The following is an 18,502-nucleotide window of genomic DNA, read 5'->3' as shown; positions in this document are numbered from 1 at the left end:
GGTAGTCGGGCATCAGCGACGGTATATAACCGTATCAATGGTAAGAAGAAGAAAGCTAGAACTTTTTATCATCTTTACACGATAATGGCACGCTCCATTTTGACTTCTTCTCCTACTGATCTCGCTCCCTGCTCTGCATCATGGGCACCATGTAAACCGGAACCGCACAGTGCTGCAAAACCCGGGCAGCGGTGCGTCCGACAGGTGCACCCTTGCCAACCATGCGACTGTGACTGCCCAGCACCAGCAAATCGACGGCCAGTTCATGCGCCTGTTCAAGTATCACCTTGCAGGGATCACCCTGAACGACGCGCACCATGCGGATCAAGGCCAGGTCCTGATGCCCTTCTCCCAGTTCCTCACGGAATCCATCGAGCATCCGTTGCTCTATGCCTTCCATGAAGGTACTCACACCCTGGCTGTGCAACTCACGCACCGCGGTCTCGCCCAGGTAGCTTTGCAGCACCGATTCGGCGAATACGCCCAGCGGCTCGACCACATGAATGACATACAACCCGGCATTGAAGGTTCGCGCCAGTGCCAGGGCATGCTGCGTCACATAGGGCGCATACAGACCCAGGTCTGTGGCATACAGCATCGAACGAACCATACAACCTCCCGAACAGCCCGATTGGCGGAGATTGACTGAGCTTAGCAGCGCGCCCGCCAGTGCGACGGCCGTAGACACTGATCGGTGGGGCGTTTCAGGGTTTTGGCTCGTTGCTGATGCCATGCGGCACATGACCGGTGGCCACGAATTGCCTGGCGCGCTCGCAATGCCCGGCCTGATCGTCGAAGAACATGTCGGCCCCGAACGCCTCCAGAAAGGCCGCTTTTTGCAAGCCCCCCAGAAACAGCGACTCGTCCAGACGGATATTCCACTCGCGCAAGGTGCGGATGACCCGCTCATGGGCCGGCGCCGAGCGGGCGGTCACCAAGGCTGTGCGCACCGGACAGGCGTGTTCGGGGAACTCACTCTGCAACAGGTTCAGCGCCGCCAGGAACGGCTTGAACGGCCCGCCGCGCAGCGGCTCGCGGGCCGATTGCTGCTCGCTGGCCTGGAATGCGGCCAGGCCGCCGCTCTGGTAGACCCGCTCGGAGTCATCGGCAAACAGCACCGCGTCACCGTCGAAGGCAATGCGCAATTCACTGCCAAAATCGCGCCGCGCCCCGCCACACAGAATAGTCGCGGCGGCAAAGCCGGCGTCCAGGGCGCTGCGCACATCCTCGGCGTGGGTGGACAAGAACAGATGGCAGCCAAACGCCGCCAGATAAGGATACGGACTGCGCCCGCCAACGAACGCGGCGCGGGTGATGCCCAGTCCGTAGTGCTGGATCGAATTGAACACCCGCAAGCCGGTGTCGGCACTGTTGCGCGAGACCAGCACGACCTCGACCCGCTCCCGGCCCAGCAGGGCATTGAGGTTCAACAGCTTCTCGGTCAGGTGATACGCCTCGCCGGGCAGCAGCAGCTCATCTTCGTGGTCGATCTGGTACTGGCGGTACGCCTCGACGCCGCCACTCAAGTACACCGCATGGCTGGCCTCAAGGTCGAACAAGGCCCGTGACGAGATGGCCACGATCAACTTGTCGGTGCTGCCTGCAGCCATGACGGTGCCGCCGTGGAGGGTTGCTGTCATTGTGATACGCATCCTTCTGATCGTTTACGGTAACTCGTCAGGTTCGCGCTCAAAGGCCTGGGCAATGGCGCGAACCAAGGCTTGCTGATCCAGGCTTGAGCGTATCGCACCCTGAAAGCGGCCGTCGCGCACCGCGAACAAGGCCGGCAAATGAAAGACCTCATAACGCTGCACGGCACCGCCATTGCGGCCGGCATCCACCCAGCACAGGCGCTCCAGCGGCAGGTTCATCAGCGGCAGGCGCTCGCGGGCCCAGCGGCAGCTCGCACAACCCTCACCGGTGAACAGCACCAGCGAGCGCCCTGGCAAGGCCAGCAATTGATGATCGATGTCCAGGTCATTGAGTTGCAACTGTTCCAATACGACGCTCATGCGGGCACCTGTAGCGGGTTGAATGATCGATCAGCGGCAGCACTATACGCCAGGTGGCTTGCCCTGCTGACCATCGGGAACCATCGCCAGCTTGTCGAAACACGCGCTAACGCGCTAAGGTTCTGCACCCCGCACAGCGCAAACCCGCTGGATCCGCCCGCACATCCTGCATCGGCGGCCAGTCACCGTGACCAGATGAGTAACCCGATGGCCGATTTACCGATTGACGACCTCAACGTTGCCTCCAACGAGACGCTGATCACCCCTGACAGGCTCAAGCACGAGATTCCCCTGACCGCTTCGGCGCAGCGGACCGTGAGTGAAGGCCGTGAAGTGATCCGCAACATCCTCGATGGCAAGGACCACCGCCTGTTCATCGTGGTCGGGCCTTGCTCGATCCACGACCTCAAGGCTGCCAAGGAGTACGCCGAGCGTCTCAAGGCGTTGTCTGCCGAAGTGTCGGACACCCTTTATCTGGTCATGCGCGTGTATTTCGAGAAGCCACGCACGACCGTCGGCTGGAAAGGCCTGATCAACGATCCGTACCTGGACGACTCGTTCAAGATCCAGGACGGGCTGCACATCGGTCGCCAGTTGCTGCTGGACCTGGCCGAGATGGGCCTGCCGACGGCCACCGAAGCCCTGGACCCGATCTCGCCGCAGTACCTGCAGGACCTGATCAGCTGGTCGGCTATCGGCGCGCGCACCACCGAATCGCAGACTCACCGCGAAATGGCCTCGGGCCTGTCCTCGGCCGTCGGCTTCAAGAACGGCACCGACGGCGGCCTGACCGTGGCCATCAATGCCTTGCAATCGGTCTCCAAGCCGCACCGCTTCCTGGGTATCAACCAGGAAGGCGGCGTCTCGATCGTCACCACCAAGGGCAATGCCTACGGTCATGTGGTGCTGCGTGGCGGCAACGGCAAGCCCAACTATGATTCGGTCAGCGTGGCGCTGTGCGAGCAGGCCCTGAACAAGGCCGGCGTGGTCCCCAACATCATGGTCGATTGCAGCCATGCCAACTCCAACAAGGACCCGGCCCTGCAGCCTCTGGTCATGGAGAACGTGGCCAACCAGATCCTTGAAGGCAACCAGTCGATCATCGGCCTGATGGTCGAAAGCCACCTGAACTGGGGCGCACAATCGATTCCCAAGGACCTGGCCGAACTGCAATACGGCGTCTCGGTCACCGATGCCTGCATCGACTGGCAAGCCACCGAGAAGACCCTGCGCAGCATGCACGCCAAGCTCAAGGACGTCTTGCCGGCGCGCCAGCGCGGCTGACAGAGGGCAGACACGAAAACGCCGGGCAATGCCCGGCGTTTTTCATGCAGCGCCGCCTCAGCCGCGTACGTTCTGGTCTCCGCTCCTGAGTTCATGGCGCTCCATGTAGCGCTCGACATAGGAGCACGAGGGGATCACGGTGTAACCGCCCTTGTCGGCAAACGCCAGTGCCTGTTCGGTCAGTGCCGCCGCAATGCCGCGACCGCGCAACGCATCGGGTACGAACGTGCGGTAAAAATCCAGGGTCTGCTGACCCAGGTCCATGTAGGTCAGGTAGGCTCGATGGCCATCGATATCAATGGTGAATTGATGCCCTGCCTGATCATGGTGGATGGAAAACGCCTCGCTCATCATTACTCCTAGCGGGTCTTGGAATTGGACCCCTACCTTACCGATGTTTTTCCGGCGAAGGAACCTCTACGCCACCTGTGCCTGACTGGACACCGGTAACAGCATGGCCGATTACCCTTAACAGCACCCGCAAATAGTAGGCGCCATTGTACGCTGTGCTCAAGGGCCCGCACGCTTAAAAGCGTGCATGATCGAATCAACAAGGGCCCATTGAACCGGGACACCCCGGAAGTTGTCCATTGAGACGCTCGCCGGCCGGCAAAGTCACGGTGGCCATGCGGTTCGCTGTCATGTTCCGGACATGACACTGTGCAATGACCGGAGGGTGCAGCCAAGGGGTGCGTTTTTAAACAATCCGCTTGAGAAGTATGCTGGAAGACTTTAAAAGGCAAGAATTTTACCGGTATCTTGCGCTTCGTCCGTTTACTTACTACAAACAATGAGTACCATGTACGCCAGTCATTTTCTCACTTCGAGAGGTGACGTATTTGAAGAAAAGTCCTTGAAGGGGAACCCGATGAATAACGTTCTGAAACTTTCTGCACTGGCCTTGGCTGCTGTTCTGGCTACCGGTTGCAGCAGCGTATCGAAAGAAACCGAAGCTCGCCTGACCGCTACCGAAGACGCCGCCGCTCGTGCACAATCGCGCGCTGACGAAGCCTATCGCAAGGCTGACGAAGCTCTGGCTGCCGCTCAAAAAGCCCAGCAGACTGCCGACGAAGCCAACGAGCGCGCTCTGCGCATGCTCGACAAGGCAAGCCGCAAGTAATAGTCCCTTCGGGATTATGAAAAGGCCGACCCGCTTGCGCGGGTCGGCCTTTTTTATGCCTGCCGGCTGCTGCCGTGCGCGGGAGCTTATGCGCAAGGAACTTGTGTGAGGGAGCTGGTGTGGGGGGCATTGCGGCAAGCGCGCGCCTACCAGACCACTTGCTGTTCTGGCGCGGCATTGGGGACACTGGCCACCGGCACGGCAATCTCCGTGGGCATGCCTTCTTCGGCAGCGACCACATCGCGCACGGTGTCCCAGTTGGTGCGCATGCTGCCGGCCAGGCCTTCATGCTTGAGCAGGGTATTGATCACCGCCGTGTGCTTGTCGACCACTGACGGGTTGCCCTCCTCGTCCAGCGGCGTGTGCGCCTCCAGCCAGACCTTGCCGCCACTGACGCCGAACTTGTACGGCTCGTTGATGATCCGCACCGGGGTGCCCACCGGCGCAAGGTCGGCCAGCTCCAGCACGTTGTTGTTGTACATGCGAAAGCAGCCGTGGCTGGTGCGCATGCCGATGCCGAATTTCTTGTTCGACCCATGGATCAGGTAACCCGACATGCCCAGGCCGAACTTGAACGGCCCCAGCGGGTTGTCGGGACCGGCCGGCACCACGGTCGGCAGGATGTCACCCTCGGCGGCGTGCTCGGCACGGATCGAGGCGGGCGGTGTCCAGGTCGGGTTCGGCGTCTTGGCCACCACCCTGGTGTTGCCGATCGGCGAACCCCAGCCCTCGCGGCCAATGCCCAGGGCGTAGGTGTAGACCGTGCTCTTGCCCTTGGGGTAGTAGTACAGGCGATATTCGGCCAGGTTGATCACAATGCCCTCGCGCGGGCCCGGCGGCAGGATGAAGCGGGTCGGCAGGGTGATTTTCGTGCCGGCGCCAGGCAACCAGGCGTCCACGCCGGGGTTGGCGGCGATCATCTCCAGATAGCCCAGGCCATAACGGGTGCCCAGGTCGGCGAAGGTGTCTTCGTACTGGGCTTCGATGACCTGCTCCTGGCCGACGATGTCTTCGCCCGGCGCGGGCAAGGGCAGTTCGATGGCATGGGCAGAACCGGCTGCCCACAGTGCAACCAGAGACAGACAGCGGGCAACGACAGGAATGCGCGACAACATCCGGTGAATCCTTCGGCTGAACGGGACAATAAGATGGGCAGTGTACACCAGCACTACAAGGGCGGAAGTGCGAGCGTGTCTGGCGGTTTACAGCTCAGGCCAGATCGGCTTCATGCCCCGGCGCTGGGCATCGAGAATGGCCTTGCACAGCGGGCACAGCCGCTCATCCTGCAATACCGGTGTCTGCGCCTGTAACAGACGCGGCTGGGCCGGCAGCAGCGTGCCGCACAGCGTACGGTCGGCCGAGCCGCCCAGGACCAGCTGGCGAGCGATCAGATGGACCTTGACCTCCTGACAGGCGAACAGGTCAAGCTGATCGTCCGGTTCGATCATTTGGTAGGCATACAAGGACCAGGCGGGGCGCGGCGGCATGAAGGGCTCCGGTGAAGGGGGCGCCACCTTAGCCGAAAGTGTGCGCCCGGAAAAGCCTCAAAGCAGCGGTTTCAGCGTCGGCCAGACATTTTCCAGCAAGGTCGCCTGAGCGCCGGCCGCCGGATGCAGGCCATCGTCCTGCATCATGCCCGGCACCCCGCCCACCCCTTCAAGAAAAAACGGCACGAACGGGACCTTTTTCTCCTCGGCCAGGCTGGCGTAGACCTTCTCGAACGCCTGGGTGTAGCGCGGCCCATAGTTGGGCGGAATGCGCATGCCCAGCAGCAGCACCCTGGCGCCGGCTTTTTGTGACTGCTCGATCATCGACGCAAGATTTTGTTGCAATTGTGCCGGCTGCTGCCCACGCAGGCCGTCGTTGCCCCCCAGCTCAAGCACCACCAGAGAGGGCTTATGCTCTGCAAGCAGCGCCGGTAGCCGCGCCAGCCCCCCGGCACTGGTGTCGCCACTGATCGAGGCATTGACCACCTTGTCATCCAGACCCTGTGCCTGCAGACGCTGTTGCAACAGGCTGACCCAGCCTTGACGGGTATCCAGCCCAAAAGCCGCGCTGATACTATCCCCAACGATCAATACCGTACCCGCCATTGCGCCCTGTGACAGCAGCAGCAAACCCAGGGCAGCACTTAATAACCACGCACGCATCGGATTCTCCATGAGTGAAAGTATTCTCAGTGCCCAAAGCCTCAGCAAAGTGGTCCCCAGCACCGAAGGTGACCTGACCATCCTGCACGAACTTTCTCTGGAACTGAACAAGGGCGACTCTTTGGCCATTGTCGGCGCCTCGGGTTCCGGCAAATCGACCCTGCTGGGCCTGCTCGCCGGCCTGGACCTGCCCAGCGCCGGCAACGTGACGCTGGCAGGCAACACCCTCAGTCAACTGGACGAAGACGAACGCGCCCGGGTCCGCGCCGAGCACGTCGGCTTTGTGTTCCAGTCGTTCCAGTTGCTCGACAGCCTCAATGCCCTGGAAAACGTCATGCTGCCCATGGAGCTTGAAGGCCGCAAGGACGCCCGCGAGCGCGCCCGCACCCTGCTCGAGCGGGTCGGCCTGGGCCAGCGCCTGACCCACACCCCACGCCAGCTGTCCGGTGGCGAGCAGCAACGGGTGGCCATCGCCCGCGCCTTTGCCGCCGACCCTGCGGTGCTGTTCGCCGACGAACCGACCGGCAACCTCGACAGTCATACCGGCGAGCGCATCAGCGACCTGCTGTTCGAACTGAACAAGGAACGCAACACGACCCTGGTGCTGGTCACCCATGACGAGCGGCTGGCGCAGCGCTGCCGTCGCCTGATCCGCCTTGAAGCCGGGCGCCAGATCGCCCCTCTGGAGCCTTGATGGCCCGCATGCCTCTGTCACGCCTGTTCAGCCTTGCCACCCGCCAACTGCAGCGCGATGCCCGCGCCGGCGAGTTGCGGGTCCTGTTCTTCGCCTTGCTGGTGGCAGTGGCCGCCAGCACCGCCATCGGCTACTTCGGCGCGCGCCTGAACGCCGCCATGCTGTTGCGCGCCACCGAATTCCTCGGTGCCGACCTCATTCTTGAAGGCTCAAGCCCCGCCACCGCCGAACAACGCGCCGCCGGTGAGCAGCTGAAACTGGGCCACGCCCGCATCGTGATCTTTTCCAGCGTGATCGCCACCGACGACGGTATCCAGCTATCGAGTATCAAGGCGGTCGACAATGCCTATCCGCTGCGCGGCGAGCTGAAAAGCGCCGCCGACCTCTATCAGCCCGATCAGGTCAGCACAGGCCCCGCTCCCGGTGAAGCCTGGGCCGAGGCGCGCCTGCTGCCGGCGGTCAACCTCAAGGTCGGCGACATGATCGACGTCGGCGCCAAACCCTTGAAGCTGACACGCATCCTCACCTATGAACCGGACCGCGCCGGCAATTTCTACAGCCTGACCCCTCGGGTGATGATCAACCTGCAGGACCTGGAGGCCACCGGCGTGGTGCAGCCCGGCAGCCGGGTGAGTTTTCGCGAAATGTGGAGCGGCCCGCCTGAAGCCCTGGCGGCCTATCGCAAGGCCATCGAACCGGGCCTGCAGGCCCACCAGGAGATCAAGGACGCCCGCGACGGCAGCCAGCAGATCGGCGGCGCGCTGGGCAAGGCCGAACGTTACCTGAACATGGCCAGCCTGGTTGCCGTGTTGCTGGCCGGCGTGGCGGTGGCCATGTCGGCGGCGCGCTTTGCCACACGCCGCTTCGATGCCAGCGCCCTGCTGCGCTGCCTGGGCCTGTCACGCCGCGAAGCGCTGGTACTGTTCAGCCTGCAACTGGCAATCATCGGCCTGCTGGCCAGCCTGGCCGGTGCGCTGCTGGGCTGGCTGGCGCAACTGGGGCTGTTTGCCCTGCTGCATAACCTGTTGCCGGCCAGCGTGCCGCCCGGCGGTATCGTGCCGGCGCTGGCGGGCATCGGCACCGGGCTGGTGGCCCTGGCCGGCTTCGCCCTGCCGCCCCTGGCCGCCCTGGGTCGGGTGCCGCCCTTGCGCGTGCTGCGCCGCGACATGTTGCCGGTGCCGGCCAGTTCCTGGCTGGTGTACGGCACCGCCATCGTGGCGCTGGGCCTGATCATGTGGCGCCTGAGCCTGGACCTGGTGCTGACCTTTGCCCTGCTGGGCGGCGGCATTGTCGCCGCCCTGGTGTTCGGCGCCCTGTTGCTGGTCGGCCTGAACAGCCTGCGTCGCCTGCTGGCTGGCGCCCCGCTGCCCTGGCGCCTGGGCCTGGGCCAGTTGCTGCGCCACCCGCTGGCCGCCGCCGGGCAATCCCTGGCCTTCGGCCTGATCCTGCTGGCGATGGGCCTGATTGCCCTGCTGCGCGGCGAGCTGCTCGACACCTGGCAAAACCAGTTGCCCGAAGATGCCCCCAACTACTTCGTGCTCAACGTGTTGCCCGCCGACAAGGACAACTTCGCCCGCACCCTGACCGGCCTGTCCAGCCACTCGGCACCGCTGTACCCGGTGGTGCCGGGCCGCCTGGTGAGCATCAACGACAAGCCGGTCAACGAGTTCGTGACCAAGGACTCGCGCGGCGAGAACGCCACCCGTCGCGACCTGAACCTGACCTGGGCGGCCGATATGCCCGAAGGCAACACCATCACCGCGGGCCAGTGGTGGCAGGCCAGCGAAGCGCCAGCCGCTGCCGAGGCCGTGCCACGGGTGTCGGTGGAGGCCAAGCTGGCTGACAGCCTGGGCATCAAGCTCGGAGACCGGCTGGGTTTCACGGTAGGCGGCCTGACCCGCGAGACCGTGGTCAGCAGCTTGCGTGAGGTCAACTGGGACACGTTCCAGCCGAACTTCTTCATCATCTTCCAGCCTGGCACCCTGACTGACCTGCCGACCACCTTCATGACCAGCTTCTATGTGGCACCGGGCAACGACCGGCAGATCGTCGAGCTGTCGCGGACCTACCCATCGATCAGCATCCTGGGCGTGGAAGCCTTGCTGGCGCAGGTGCGCAGCATCCTTGATCAGGTAACCCTGGCGGTGCAGTTCGTGTTGCTGTTCGTGCTGGCGGCGGGCGTGGCGGTGCTGTTCTCCGGCTTGCAGGCCACCCTGGACGAGCGTATTCGCCAGGGCGCCTTGCTGCGGGCGCTGGGGGCCCGGCGGGCCTTGCTGATCACGTCGCGGCGCATCGAGTTCGGCCTGCTTGGCGCGGCCAGCGGCCTGCTGGCGGCACTGGGCTGCGAACTGGTGAGTTTTGTGTTGTACCGGTTTGCCTTCGACCTGCAATGGTCGCCGCACCCGTGGCTGCTGGTCCTGCCACTGATCGGCGCCCTCTTGGTCGGCGGCGCGGGCGTCTACGGCACCCGCCGCGCGCTCAACGCCAGCCCGCTGAGCGTGTTGCGCGAGGGATAGATGGACAGGACGCCGGGCTGGGGGGGTGTAGGAGCCCGCTTGCCGGCGACCGGCTGCGTTAGCAGTCGTARATTTGTRGCGTTTCGCAGATTTTGCGAGCGCTGCGCACTCGGTCGCGGGCAAGCCGGCGACCGGCTGCGTTAGCAGTCGTAGATTTGTGTGGCGTTTCGCAGATTTTGCGAGCGCTGCGCACTCGGTCGCGGTGGTCCGGCATTCCGGCAAGCGCGCTCCTACAGGACCTTGGCCATCCACTGTTCGACCGTGTCGCCGCTGCCCAGGTCGGCCTGCACCAGGCCGTCGACCATGAAGGTCGGTGACACATGGATGCCGTTCTGCCGGGCGTATTTACTGTGCCATTTGATGGCGTGCTCCAGTTCCGGCTGGTCGAATGCTTCGCTCAGCTTCACGCCGCTGTAGCCTTCCAGGCGGGCGATGATGTCGTTGGGCGTGGCGTCGCGGTTAGGGCCGGTGGCGTGGTGGTCGAACTCGAATTCAGCACGGTGCGCGGCAATCGCCGCCATCACTGTCCAGGCCGTGTCCTTGCCGCCTTCCAGAGTGGAGGCTGCCAGGATGCAGCGCACCAGCACCCCTGAATACAGGTGCCACGGCTGCGACTGCAGGCGCACCTTGACGGTGATGCGTGTCTCGCCCGCCTGCGCCAGTAGGGCCTTGAGCTTGCCAAAAGCCCTGACCGAGTACGGGCAGGTCGGTTCAAGAAACACTTCGAAGGTGCGTGGGCCGTGTCCCCATACCAGCGGGTCGGCATTCCAGGCAGACGTTTGCATGATCACTCCTCAGGTTCAAAGGGTTTGACGGTAGCATCGCCGGGGCCGGGATCACTATCGCCGCTGTGCCCTGCACGCCGCTCAATCGCCTGTCAGTGCGGCATACCAGTCGGCATACGGGGTGTTATGGACCTTATAGCGATTGAAATCCGGTGTGCCATCGGTCCACCACACCGCCCCCCGCTCGCCCAGATGCACCTTGCAGGCATCGACCTGGGCACGCGCCTTGCGCAAGCCGGCCGGGTCTTCATGAGTCTTGGCCCGTCGCACGTCGCGGCGGGCAGCCATCAGTTCATCGACCCAGTGCTGGCGCTGCGCGCCGGGCAACGCCGGATTGCTGCAACGCCACAGCCGTTCCCGGACCACAAAATAGCGCCCGTCGGGGGTCGTCGGGTAGCGCATGCTCAGGGTGTTGCCCCGTGGCGATGACTGCCGGTGGGGTCAGGAATCTGGAACACCTTGCCGCGCTGCCAGGCATCGGCACCAGGGTCGATGGCCGGGGCAGGGATGTCCTGGCGATCACGTTTTTTCGCCTCGCTGTCGACCCCGAAGCGCTTGTCACGTTCAGCCACCCTGCCCGGTTCGATCTGACCGTCAGCAGTGAAGCCCATCATCAATTGCGGCACGCCCAGCGGCAGGGTTTTCTGCTGGTCGGTATGCCAGGTGTGCCAGGTCTTGCCGTAGGTGCCGACCAGCTTCTGCATCAAGGCATGCTCGGCCGGCTCAGGAATGCCGGGGGCAATCAATTGCCCGGACTTCACCTCATGCACATGGCTGTGCCAAAGCTGCTTTTCTTCGGCGGGCAAGCCGGCAAACAGCCGGGCGCTGATGATGTATTCCACCCCCATCAATTTGGCGTCCTTGAGGTTGCCGTCGTAGATCACGCACTGGATCACCTCCTCGTTGAGGATCGAGCAGTAGTGATGCGCTTCCATCTGCGCCTGCGGATGGCCATTGTAGAAGTGAAAGCCATCCAGGTAGGCATTGAGCGCCGCAATGGGCGGATGCCCCTGCATGAGGTCGGCACCGCTTTCCAGGGCCTGGGTCAGGGGTTTCTTGGCGGCGCCCGGCGCATCCACCGCAGACGGGCTGTTGTGGCTGGCGCAGGCGGCCAGCAGGCTTGAACAGGCCAGCACGGCCAGGGTCTTGTGCACGGCATCCTTGATCATGAGAACCTCCATTGTCAGCGTTACCAGCAAAGACCCGCATGCCGCTGGACGGTTCAAAGAAGATGACTTGCGCACCGATGGCAGGCAGGCCATGAGCGACGCGTTGCTGTACCCTGCAACAAGGTTTCACAGTGCCTCGATGCAACGGCACAGAACATCCAGGCACCTCGACAGTCCCATGCACAGAACAACCGCAGGTCACGCCCAATGATACTCAACACACTGGTCTTTCTCGCCACGCTGGTGGGCATGGAAGCCTTTGCCTGGTACGCCCACAAATACATCATGCACGGCTGGGGCTGGGGCTGGCACCGCTCGCACCACGAGCCGCGCCACGGTTGGTTCGAAAAGAACGACCTGTACGCGGTGGTGTTCGCCATTCTTGCCATCGTGCTCATTGCCCTGGGCACGGCGGGCTGGAACCCGCTGGAATGGATCGGCGCCGGCATGACCGCCTACGGCCTGCTGTATTTCATCGCCCACGACGGCCTGGTGCACCAGCGCTGGCCGTTTCGCCATGTGCCGCGCTCCGGTTACCTCAAGCGCCTGTACCAGGCGCACCTGATGCACCATGCCGTGGCCGGCCAGCACCGCTGCGTGTCGTTCGGCTTCCTCTATGCCCCCTCGACCGCCACGCTCAAGGCGCAGCTGCGGGCCCTGCATGGCGGGCCGCTGAACCGTGCTGAAGCGGACGCTGCCACAACGCCTGCGAACGCGCCGGCCACTGCCGACCACGGGAAGTGATCGCGCGCCAGGCACCGAGCGCGACCAGCCGCAGCTTGTCGGCCTTGGAGGTCGACACCCGCGTGTCCCAGGCCTGAGCGCCGCGCTGGCGCACCTTGACACCGATTTCCCGGTAGACCCCACTGGCCGTCGCCACCGCCCAGGCCGAACGCCAGGGCAAGGCGGTCAGGCCGGCCTGCGCGCTCTGGTAGAACGGCTCGGCCAGATCGACCAGGCGCTGCGCCAGCACCGCCAGGCCCTGACGATGCGCGGGGTCGGCCAGTTGCGCAGGTGGAATATTCAGTTCATCGAGCCAGTCCTGCGGCAGGTAGCAGCGCCCTACCCGGGCGTCCTCGACAATGTCGCGGGCAATGTTGGTCAACTGAAAGGCCATGCCCAGGTCGCAGGCCCGGTCCAGAGTCGCTTCGTCCCGGGCGCCCATCACCTGGGCCATCATCAGGCCCACCACCCCGGCCACGTGATAGCAGTACTCCAGCGTGTCCTCAATGTGCCGGTATTCGCGGGCGTGTACGTCCATGGCGAAACCGGCCAGGTGCTCCAGCGCGTACTGACGGCGCAGGTCATGCCGGCGCACCACTTCGCGCAGCGCGGCAAAAGCCGGGTCCTGGATCGGCAGGCCGGCATACACCGCCTCGGTATTGGCCACCAGCGCCTCAAGACGCCGATGCACTTCTTCCTCGCTGAGCACCACGGCATCGTGCCCGGCCTCCTGGCCGTCGATCACATCGTCGCAATGCCGGCACCAGGCGTACAGCATCACGGCACTGCTGCGGGTCGCCGGGTCGAACAGCCGCGAGGCAGCGGCGAAGCTTTTCGAGCCGACCTCAATGCTTTGAATGGCATGGTCCAGCAGGCGCTGGTCGTCGACCGCTGAATTCATGCATGCACCTCTTCAAGCATCAGGCCGGCGGTGGCCTTGGCCGAGCCAATCACCCCCGGCACCCCGGCGCCCGGGTGGGTGCCGGCGCCCACCAGATACAGGTTGCTCAGGCTGGCATCGCGATTGTGCGGGCGGAACCAGGCGCTTTGCTGCAACACCGGCTCCAGCGAAAACGCCGAGCCCAGGTGGGCGTTGAGCTCATCGCGAAAATCGAACGGGGTGAAGATGCGGCTGGTGACCAGGTCTTCACGCAAGCCCGGCATGTAGTGCTTTTCCAGGTAATCGAAAATGCGGTCGCGGTAGCGCGGCCCTTCCACGCTCCAGTCGATCGGCGCATTGCCCAGGTGCGGCACCGGCGACAGTACGTAGTGGCTGGAGCAGCCCGGCGGCGCCAGGCTCGGATCGGTCACACACGGGGCATGCAGGTACAGCGAGAAATCCTCGGCCAACTGGTCGCCGGTAAAGATCTCGTTGATCAGTTCGCGATAGCGCGGCCCGAAGCACACGGTGTGGTGCTGCAATTGCGGCTGCGGGCGCTTGAGGCCGAAGTGGATGACAAACAGCGAGTTGCTGAAGCGCTTGCCGGCCAGGCGCTTGCCTTCCTGCTGGCCGCGCGGGTGCTGGCCGAGCAGGTCGGCATAGGTGTGCATGACATCGGCGTTGGAGGCCACACAGTCGGCCGGCCAGTGCCGACCGTCCTTGCAGCGTACCCCGGTGACCCGGCCGCCGCTGGCGTCGATGCCGGCCACATCGGCATTGAGCTCGACCCGCCCGCCCAGGTCCTCGAACAGTTTCACCAGCCCCTTGACCAGCGCGCCGGTGCCGCCCTTGGGAAACCATACGCCCCACTTGCGTTCCAGCGCGTGGATCAGGGTATAGATCGATGAGGTGGCAAACGGGTTGCCGCCCACCAGCAACGAATGGAAGGAAAACGCCTGGCGCAGGCGCTCATCCTCGATAAAGCTCGCCACCTTGCCATACACGCTGCGCCAGGCCTGCAGGCGCGCCAGTTGCGGCCCGGCCTGGATCATGTCGCGAAACGACAGGAACGGCACCGCGCCCAGCTTGAGGTAACCCTCTTCGAACACCGCCTTGGAATACGCCAGGAAGCGCTGGTAACCGGCCACATCCTTGGGATTGATCGCATGGATCTGCCGGTCCAGCCCGGCCTGGTCATTGACGTAGTCGAACCGCGTACCGTCTTCCCAGCACAGGCGGTAGAACGGCGACACCGGCAACAGCTCGACATAATCGGCCATGGGCTTTTTGGCCAGCGCAAACAGCTCCTCGATCGCACTCGGGTCAGTGATGACGGTGGGGCCGGCATCGAAGACAAACCCCTGGTCTTCATACACGTAGGCCCGGCCGCCGGGCTTGTCGCGCTTTTCCAGCAACGTGGTCTGCACGCCACCCGCCTGCAGGCGGATCGCCAGGGCCAGCCCGCCGAAACCTGCGCCAATCACTACTGCTTGTTTTGCCTGGGTCATGAATGTTTCTCGAAATGCCGGGGCAAGTGGCGCAGCGCCGCGCGCATGGCCTCACCCACAGGGACAGGAGGTTTACCGGAAAGGATGCGCAGTTTGTCGAACACATGGCTGCGGCCTGCATAAAAGCGGCCGATCAGCCCTTCGGGCAAGCCGTAGAAACGCTGCATGACCTGCCAGCGATTATCGGCGCGCCCGGCCAGAAACAACATGCGATTGAGCAGGCGGTAAAAGCCCTGGCGCTGCCACTGGTGATCCGCCAGCAGACCGATGCCACGCGCCAGGGCATCGGCATCAAGGTCGGTCTGTATGGCGATCCAGTCAGCCAGTTGCACCGCATGGGGCAGCGAGTAGCCGGTGGTGCAATGGAACAGCCCGGCGCGCAGGCCCGACACCGGTTGCCTGAGCGTCTGCGCCTTGAAGGCGGCAAAGTCGCCGGCCAGGGTAATGGGCAGCACGCCGGTTTCTTCGCGCAGGCATTCACTGACGGTCCAGCCCTGCTGGCTGGCGTACTCGGCAATGTTCTGCCGCAGCTGCGCCGCCGACGCTAGCGGGCGGTCGACGTAATGGGTGTCTTCGATCAGCACGGTGTCTTCGCTGAACGGCAGCACATAGACGAAACGATAGCCGTCGCCTTGCGCCACCCGGGCGTCCATGATGATCGGCACCTCAAGCCCGTGCGGCTCACGCAGGCGCAGCAACTGGCCGAGAAACGCCTGCTGGCCCAGCACCAGGTGAGCGCTGGGTTGCAGGCCGCGGCCGTCGATCACGGCACGCGCCTGCAGGCACTCGCCGGTATCCAGTACCACGTGGCGAGCGCCAAGCTGGCGAATGCCGCACCCGGTGCGCAGGTCCTCGCCCAGTGTGTCGCGCAGCACGCTGGCAAAACGCTCGGAGGTGATCGAGGCGTAGCCACTGTTCAGGCGCCGCGAACGCTGCGCAAAATGCACGTCGTAACCCGGCCAGGTCTTGACGACCAATGGCGCCAGCCATTGCCGCTGTGCCGGGCTCAGGTCGCCATCGTGAAACGACCAGGTGTGGTTGCCGCCCGGCTCGCTGTGCTGCTCGATGCACAACACACGCAGCTCGGGCCGCGTCTGTTTGAGGCGCAGGGCAATCAGCCCGTTGGCCAGTCCGGCGCCGGCCAGAATCAGATCCCAGATCACGCACGTGTCTCCTTGGTAATGACCGGCTGCCCGGTCGCGATGGCCTGTTCGACGAGATCGGCGGCGCGGCGCACGCCGCCGGCCTGTTGCAGTTCAGTGGCCAGGCGCTGCAAGGGCTCGCCCGGCCATTGCAGCACCTGGGTCAGACTGTGGGCAATGCGCGCCGCACTGGCGCGGCGGCTCAATGACAGGCCAATGCGCCGGTAATCGACCCGGGCCGCCACCCCCGGTTGATCGAAGGCGATGGGCATGACCAACATCGGGGTGTGCGCCGCAATGGCATCCATCACCGTGTTCAGCCCGCCATGGGTGATCACCGCATCGGCCTGTTCCAGTGCCCAGCGTTGCGGGGCAAAATCGGTCACCCAGGTGGCGCCATCGCGTAGCAGCACGCTTTCCTGGGCAGCATTCAAGGCCCCGCAATGGGCGATCAGCAACTGCACGTCCAGGTGACGGCAGGCCATGGCCATCTGCTTGAACATGCCCAGACGGTCGCCCTGCAGCGTACCGAGGCTGGCGAAAACCAGCGGGCGCTGGTCCTTGATCGGCCAGATGCCCGGCGTCTCGTTGACCGTGGTGCGCAAGGGGCCGACGGCATGAAAATGCGCCGGTTGCGCCTGGCGTGGAAAATCGAACCCCTCAAGGGTCTGGCTGATCTGTGCCAGCGGCGAAAGACACTCGTGCAACCCCTCACGCGGCGGCACACCCAGTTGCCGCGCCACCCCGTGCAAGGCCTGGCGCAGCGGCCGCATCAGCCAGTCATGCACCTGGCGACTGCCCTCGTACAGGCGCAGGCTGCGCTCATCGGTGCCATAGGCGAACGGCATCACCGGCAAGGGCAACTGTGGCTCGCGATTGATCGGCAAGGCGCAGGCCAGCGATATGAACGGCAACCCCAGCGCTTCGGCCACCAGGCCCCCGGCGGCCTCCATCTGGTCACACAACAGTGCATCAATCTGGCATTGCTGCAAGGCGCCGGGCAGCTCGGCGGCCAGCATGGCAGTGCTGGCCGCCAGGTCCTGGATGATGCGCCGCAGGCCCAGCGGCAGGCTCGGCCGGGCGGCGCGGCGCAAGACCGCGGCCAGGCTGCCAGGCGGATGGCTGGCCGCGCCCAGAGTGACGAAATCGATACGGGGGTCGCTCAGCCAGGCGCGGGTGTCGGCCTGCTGAAAAAAGGTCACCCGATGGCCACGGTCCAAGAGCGTCGCGGCCAATGCCTGAAACGCCTGGAAGTGACTGTAGTAGGCCGGTGCCACGACCCCGAAGTGACTCATGACCGATAGGGCGCCGATTGATACGAGCCCACCAGCCGCGCCTGGCGCAAGGCCGCGAGGTTGGCCGACCCGGTGCAGAAACAGGCGATGCGCAACTGGCGGATCATGATCTCGAAGTGATCGACCACCGCTTGCGTCGAGACGGTGGCGGCCTGCAGGACCCCGGCCGCCTGACCGACCAGATCGGCCCCCAGGTGCAGGGCCTTGGCAGCGTCAACGCCATTGCGAATACCGCCAGACGCGATCAGCGCCACTGTCGGCAGCGCCTGGCGCACATTGACCAGGCTGATGGCGGTCGGAATGCCCCAGCCGGCAAAGGCCATGGCCACTTCCCGGTCGGCCGGCGTGCGGGCCCGATGGCCTTCGACCGCTGCCCAGCTGGTGCCGCCCTGCCCGGCCACATCGAGCACCTGGACACCGGCCTCGACCAGCGACCGGGCCACCTGGGCCGACAGACCGGCGCCGACTTCCTTGACGATGACCGGCACCCCGAGGCTGTCGACGGTGCGGGCAATGGCGTCCAGCACACCGCGCCAGTCGCGGTCGCCCTCGGCCTGCACCGCTTCCTGCAAGGGGTTCAAATGAATGATCAAGGCATCGGCCTGCAGGCTGTCCACGGCGCGGTGCGCCAGGTCCAGGCCGTCAGGACCGAGCAACTGTGCCGCGCCCAGGTTGCCCAGCAACGGGATGTCCGGCGCCAGGCGGCGCAGCTCGCCGGTCAGGCCCTGGTCACTGCCACCTTGCAGGCCGACCCGTTGCGAGCCCACGCCCATGGCAATGCCCAGCGCCTGGGCCGCCTCGGCCAGGTGCCGGTTGATCGCAGTGGAGCGCTGGGCCCCTCCGGTCATGGAACTGATCAACAAGGGCGCACGCAAAGAGATGCCAAGCAGATGGCTACCGAGGTCAATCTCGTCCAGACTCAGCTCCGGCAATGCGCAATGCTCGAACCGCAGCGCCTCAAGTCCGGAACCGGCGCCATGGGCGTCGTCCAGGCTGTCGAGCACGATATTCAGATGATCATCCTTGCGCCGGCTTAAATCGTGTTCACTCATGACAGTTGTGTGTCCCTGGAATCATTTCGAATGAAGCGTTGTCTCTACATGTGAATCAAAGTTGTACAAGGTACACTGCTTTGCACAACTTACGTACAAGATGCTGCTCTTCAGGCACCTGGGAACGCCAGTCGTTCCGTCCCAAGAAGCGAGCGGACAAAACCTTTGCCAG

Annotated in this window: 20 protein-coding genes; 5 read left to right on the top strand and 15 right to left on the bottom strand. The window is 64.3% G+C overall.

Annotated elements, in window-relative coordinates:
- Positions 1–112: 112 nt before the first annotated feature.
- The 3 genes from ASF84_RS09065 to ASF84_RS09055 all read right to left on the bottom strand — a co-directional run bounded on the left by ASF84_RS09065 (position 113) and on the right by ASF84_RS09055 (position 2,012).
- Complete coding sequence (locus ASF84_RS09065; RefSeq protein WP_056837390.1) at positions 113–610, bottom strand: universal stress protein; 498 nt, start codon at positions 608–610, stop codon at positions 113–115.
- 94 nt (positions 611–704) lie between these two features.
- On the bottom strand, positions 705–1,610 hold the full coding sequence (locus ASF84_RS09060) for a 5'-nucleotidase (protein ID WP_056837972.1): 906 nt from the start codon (positions 1,608–1,610) through the stop codon (positions 705–707).
- Positions 1,611–1,664: 54 nt separating this feature from the next.
- Entirely contained in the window at positions 1,665–2,012 is a 348-nt protein-coding gene (locus ASF84_RS09055; RefSeq protein WP_056837388.1) for a hypothetical protein, read from the bottom strand.
- A 207-nt stretch (positions 2,013–2,219) separates the two neighbouring features.
- On the opposite strand from ASF84_RS09055, the gene ASF84_RS09050 reads away from it, so the two are divergent.
- On the top strand, positions 2,220–3,296 hold the full coding sequence (locus ASF84_RS09050) for a 3-deoxy-7-phosphoheptulonate synthase (RefSeq protein ID WP_056837385.1): 1,077 nt from the start codon (positions 2,220–2,222) through the stop codon (positions 3,294–3,296).
- Positions 3,297–3,353: 57 nt separating this feature from the next.
- Here ASF84_RS09050 and ASF84_RS09045 read toward each other — a convergent pair whose 3' ends face one another.
- Complete coding sequence (locus ASF84_RS09045; protein ID WP_056837383.1) at positions 3,354–3,647, bottom strand: GNAT family N-acetyltransferase; 294 nt, start codon at positions 3,645–3,647, stop codon at positions 3,354–3,356.
- Between the two features lie 517 nt (positions 3,648–4,164).
- Between ASF84_RS09045 and ASF84_RS09040 the strand changes: the two genes are divergently transcribed.
- Entirely contained in the window at positions 4,165–4,416 is a 252-nt protein-coding gene (locus ASF84_RS09040) for an Lpp/OprI family alanine-zipper lipoprotein (RefSeq protein WP_056837380.1), read from the top strand.
- Between the two features lie 146 nt (positions 4,417–4,562).
- Here ASF84_RS09040 and ASF84_RS09035 read toward each other — a convergent pair whose 3' ends face one another.
- The 3 genes from ASF84_RS09035 to ASF84_RS09025 all read right to left on the bottom strand — a co-directional run bounded on the left by ASF84_RS09035 (position 4,563) and on the right by ASF84_RS09025 (position 6,566).
- Positions 4,563–5,531, bottom strand: a complete 969-nt coding sequence (locus ASF84_RS09035; RefSeq protein WP_056837379.1) for a L,D-transpeptidase family protein — start codon at positions 5,529–5,531, stop codon at positions 4,563–4,565.
- A gap of 87 nt (positions 5,532–5,618) precedes the next feature.
- Positions 5,619–5,903, bottom strand: coding sequence for a hypothetical protein (locus ASF84_RS09030; RefSeq protein WP_056837377.1), 285 nt, complete (start codon positions 5,901–5,903; stop codon positions 5,619–5,621).
- 57 nt (positions 5,904–5,960) lie between these two features.
- Positions 5,961–6,566, bottom strand: coding sequence for an arylesterase (locus tag ASF84_RS09025; RefSeq protein ID WP_056837375.1), 606 nt, complete (start codon positions 6,564–6,566; stop codon positions 5,961–5,963).
- A 10-nt stretch (positions 6,567–6,576) separates the two neighbouring features.
- On the opposite strand from ASF84_RS09025, the gene ASF84_RS09020 reads away from it, so the two are divergent.
- On the top strand, positions 6,577–7,260 hold the full coding sequence (locus ASF84_RS09020) for an ABC transporter ATP-binding protein (RefSeq protein ID WP_056837373.1): 684 nt from the start codon (positions 6,577–6,579) through the stop codon (positions 7,258–7,260).
- The gene (locus ASF84_RS09015; RefSeq protein WP_056837372.1) at positions 7,260–9,776 is read left to right on the top strand and encodes an ABC transporter permease; all 2,517 of its coding nucleotides are present in this window, start codon (positions 7,260–7,262) and stop codon (positions 9,774–9,776) included. Before ASF84_RS09020 ends, ASF84_RS09015 begins: the two co-directional genes overlap by 1 nt.
- A 230-nt stretch (positions 9,777–10,006) precedes the next feature.
- Here the strand turns inward: ASF84_RS09015 and ASF84_RS09010 are convergent, their stop codons facing one another.
- The 3 genes from ASF84_RS09010 to ASF84_RS09000 all read right to left on the bottom strand — a co-directional run bounded on the left by ASF84_RS09010 (position 10,007) and on the right by ASF84_RS09000 (position 11,730).
- Positions 10,007–10,561 carry a DsbA family protein gene (locus ASF84_RS09010; RefSeq protein WP_056837371.1) on the bottom strand — a complete coding sequence of 185 codons (555 nt, stop codon included), beginning with the start codon at positions 10,559–10,561 and terminating at the stop codon, positions 10,007–10,009.
- An 81-nt stretch (positions 10,562–10,642) separates the two neighbouring features.
- Complete coding sequence (locus ASF84_RS09005; RefSeq protein ID WP_056837369.1) at positions 10,643–10,963, bottom strand: hypothetical protein; 321 nt, start codon at positions 10,961–10,963, stop codon at positions 10,643–10,645.
- Between the two features lie 2 nt (positions 10,964–10,965).
- The gene (locus ASF84_RS09000; RefSeq protein ID WP_056837364.1) at positions 10,966–11,730 is read right to left on the bottom strand and encodes an OBAP family protein; all 765 of its coding nucleotides are present in this window, start codon (positions 11,728–11,730) and stop codon (positions 10,966–10,968) included.
- A 207-nt stretch (positions 11,731–11,937) separates the two neighbouring features.
- Here ASF84_RS09000 and ASF84_RS08995 point away from each other — a divergent pair, with 207 nt between their 5' ends.
- Positions 11,938–12,474, top strand: a complete 537-nt coding sequence (locus tag ASF84_RS08995; RefSeq protein WP_056837362.1) for a sterol desaturase family protein — start codon at positions 11,938–11,940, stop codon at positions 12,472–12,474.
- Here the strand turns inward: ASF84_RS08995 and ASF84_RS08990 are convergent.
- From ASF84_RS08990 to fni, 5 genes are read right to left on the bottom strand one after another with little or no spacing between them, the layout of a single operon-like run.
- Positions 12,368–13,354, bottom strand: a complete 987-nt coding sequence (locus tag ASF84_RS08990) for a phytoene/squalene synthase family protein (RefSeq protein WP_056837361.1) — start codon at positions 13,352–13,354, stop codon at positions 12,368–12,370. The two genes, ASF84_RS08995 and ASF84_RS08990, sit on opposite strands and share 107 nt — an antisense overlap.
- Positions 13,351–14,841, bottom strand: coding sequence for a phytoene desaturase (locus ASF84_RS08985; protein ID WP_056837358.1), 1,491 nt, complete (start codon positions 14,839–14,841; stop codon positions 13,351–13,353). Before ASF84_RS08985 ends, ASF84_RS08990 begins: the two co-directional genes overlap by 4 nt.
- Positions 14,838–16,004, bottom strand: a complete 1,167-nt coding sequence (crtY, locus tag ASF84_RS08980) for a lycopene beta-cyclase CrtY (protein ID WP_056837356.1) — start codon at positions 16,002–16,004, stop codon at positions 14,838–14,840. Before crtY ends, ASF84_RS08985 begins: the two co-directional genes overlap by 4 nt.
- The gene (locus ASF84_RS08975; RefSeq protein ID WP_056837354.1) at positions 16,001–17,278 is read right to left on the bottom strand and encodes a glycosyltransferase; all 1,278 of its coding nucleotides are present in this window, start codon (positions 17,276–17,278) and stop codon (positions 16,001–16,003) included. The genes crtY and ASF84_RS08975 overlap by 4 nt, the downstream gene beginning before the upstream one ends.
- Positions 17,275–18,330 (bottom strand): type 2 isopentenyl-diphosphate Delta-isomerase, encoded by a 1,056-nt coding sequence (gene fni / locus ASF84_RS08970; RefSeq protein ID WP_056837352.1) that lies wholly within the window; start codon positions 18,328–18,330, stop codon positions 17,275–17,277. The genes ASF84_RS08975 and fni overlap by 4 nt, the downstream gene beginning before the upstream one ends.
- Between the last annotated feature and the right edge of the window lie 172 nt (positions 18,331–18,502).

It is taken from the genome of Pseudomonas sp. Leaf127 (assembly GCF_001423155.1).
Lineage (GTDB): Bacteria > Pseudomonadota > Gammaproteobacteria > Pseudomonadales > Pseudomonadaceae > Aquipseudomonas > Aquipseudomonas ovata.
The sequence above is the reverse complement of the archived record's forward strand: the minus strand, read 5'-3'. Positions and strand labels throughout refer to the sequence as shown.

Coding starts and splice junctions, on each gene's coding strand:
- ASF84_RS09055 (WP_056837388.1), bottom strand. CDS start 2,012: ATGAGCGTCGTATTGGAACAGTTGCAACTCAATGACCTGGACATCGAT.
- ASF84_RS09045 (WP_056837383.1), bottom strand. CDS start 3,647: ATGAGCGAGGCGTTTTCCATCCACCATGATCAGGCAGGGCATCAATTC.
- fni (WP_056837352.1), bottom strand. CDS start 18,330: ATGAGTGAACACGATTTAAGCCGGCGCAAGGATGATCATCTGAATATC.
- ASF84_RS09000 (WP_056837364.1), bottom strand. CDS start 11,730: ATGATCAAGGATGCCGTGCACAAGACCCTGGCCGTGCTGGCCTGTTCA.
- ASF84_RS08975 (WP_056837354.1), bottom strand. CDS start 17,278: ATGAGTCACTTCGGGGTCGTGGCACCGGCCTACTACAGTCACTTCCAG.
- ASF84_RS09015 (WP_056837372.1), top strand. CDS start 7,260: ATGGCCCGCATGCCTCTGTCACGCCTGTTCAGCCTTGCCACCCGCCAA.
- ASF84_RS08995 (WP_056837362.1), top strand. CDS start 11,938: ATGATACTCAACACACTGGTCTTTCTCGCCACGCTGGTGGGCATGGAA.
- ASF84_RS09030 (WP_056837377.1), bottom strand. CDS start 5,903: ATGCCGCCGCGCCCCGCCTGGTCCTTGTATGCCTACCAAATGATCGAA.
- ASF84_RS09010 (WP_056837371.1), bottom strand. CDS start 10,561: ATGCAAACGTCTGCCTGGAATGCCGACCCGCTGGTATGGGGACACGGC.
- ASF84_RS09060 (WP_056837972.1), bottom strand. CDS start 1,610: ATGGCTGCAGGCAGCACCGACAAGTTGATCGTGGCCATCTCGTCACGG.
- ASF84_RS09040 (WP_056837380.1), top strand. CDS start 4,165: ATGAATAACGTTCTGAAACTTTCTGCACTGGCCTTGGCTGCTGTTCTG.
- ASF84_RS09025 (WP_056837375.1), bottom strand. CDS start 6,566: ATGCGTGCGTGGTTATTAAGTGCTGCCCTGGGTTTGCTGCTGCTGTCA.
- ASF84_RS09020 (WP_056837373.1), top strand. CDS start 6,577: ATGAGTGAAAGTATTCTCAGTGCCCAAAGCCTCAGCAAAGTGGTCCCC.
- ASF84_RS08985 (WP_056837358.1), bottom strand. CDS start 14,841: ATGACCCAGGCAAAACAAGCAGTAGTGATTGGCGCAGGTTTCGGCGGG.
- ASF84_RS08990 (WP_056837361.1), bottom strand. CDS start 13,354: ATGAATTCAGCGGTCGACGACCAGCGCCTGCTGGACCATGCCATTCAA.
- ASF84_RS09005 (WP_056837369.1), bottom strand. CDS start 10,963: ATGCGCTACCCGACGACCCCCGACGGGCGCTATTTTGTGGTCCGGGAA.
- ASF84_RS09050 (WP_056837385.1), top strand. CDS start 2,220: ATGGCCGATTTACCGATTGACGACCTCAACGTTGCCTCCAACGAGACG.
- ASF84_RS09065 (WP_056837390.1), bottom strand. CDS start 610: ATGGTTCGTTCGATGCTGTATGCCACAGACCTGGGTCTGTATGCGCCC.
- ASF84_RS09035 (WP_056837379.1), bottom strand. CDS start 5,531: ATGTTGTCGCGCATTCCTGTCGTTGCCCGCTGTCTGTCTCTGGTTGCA.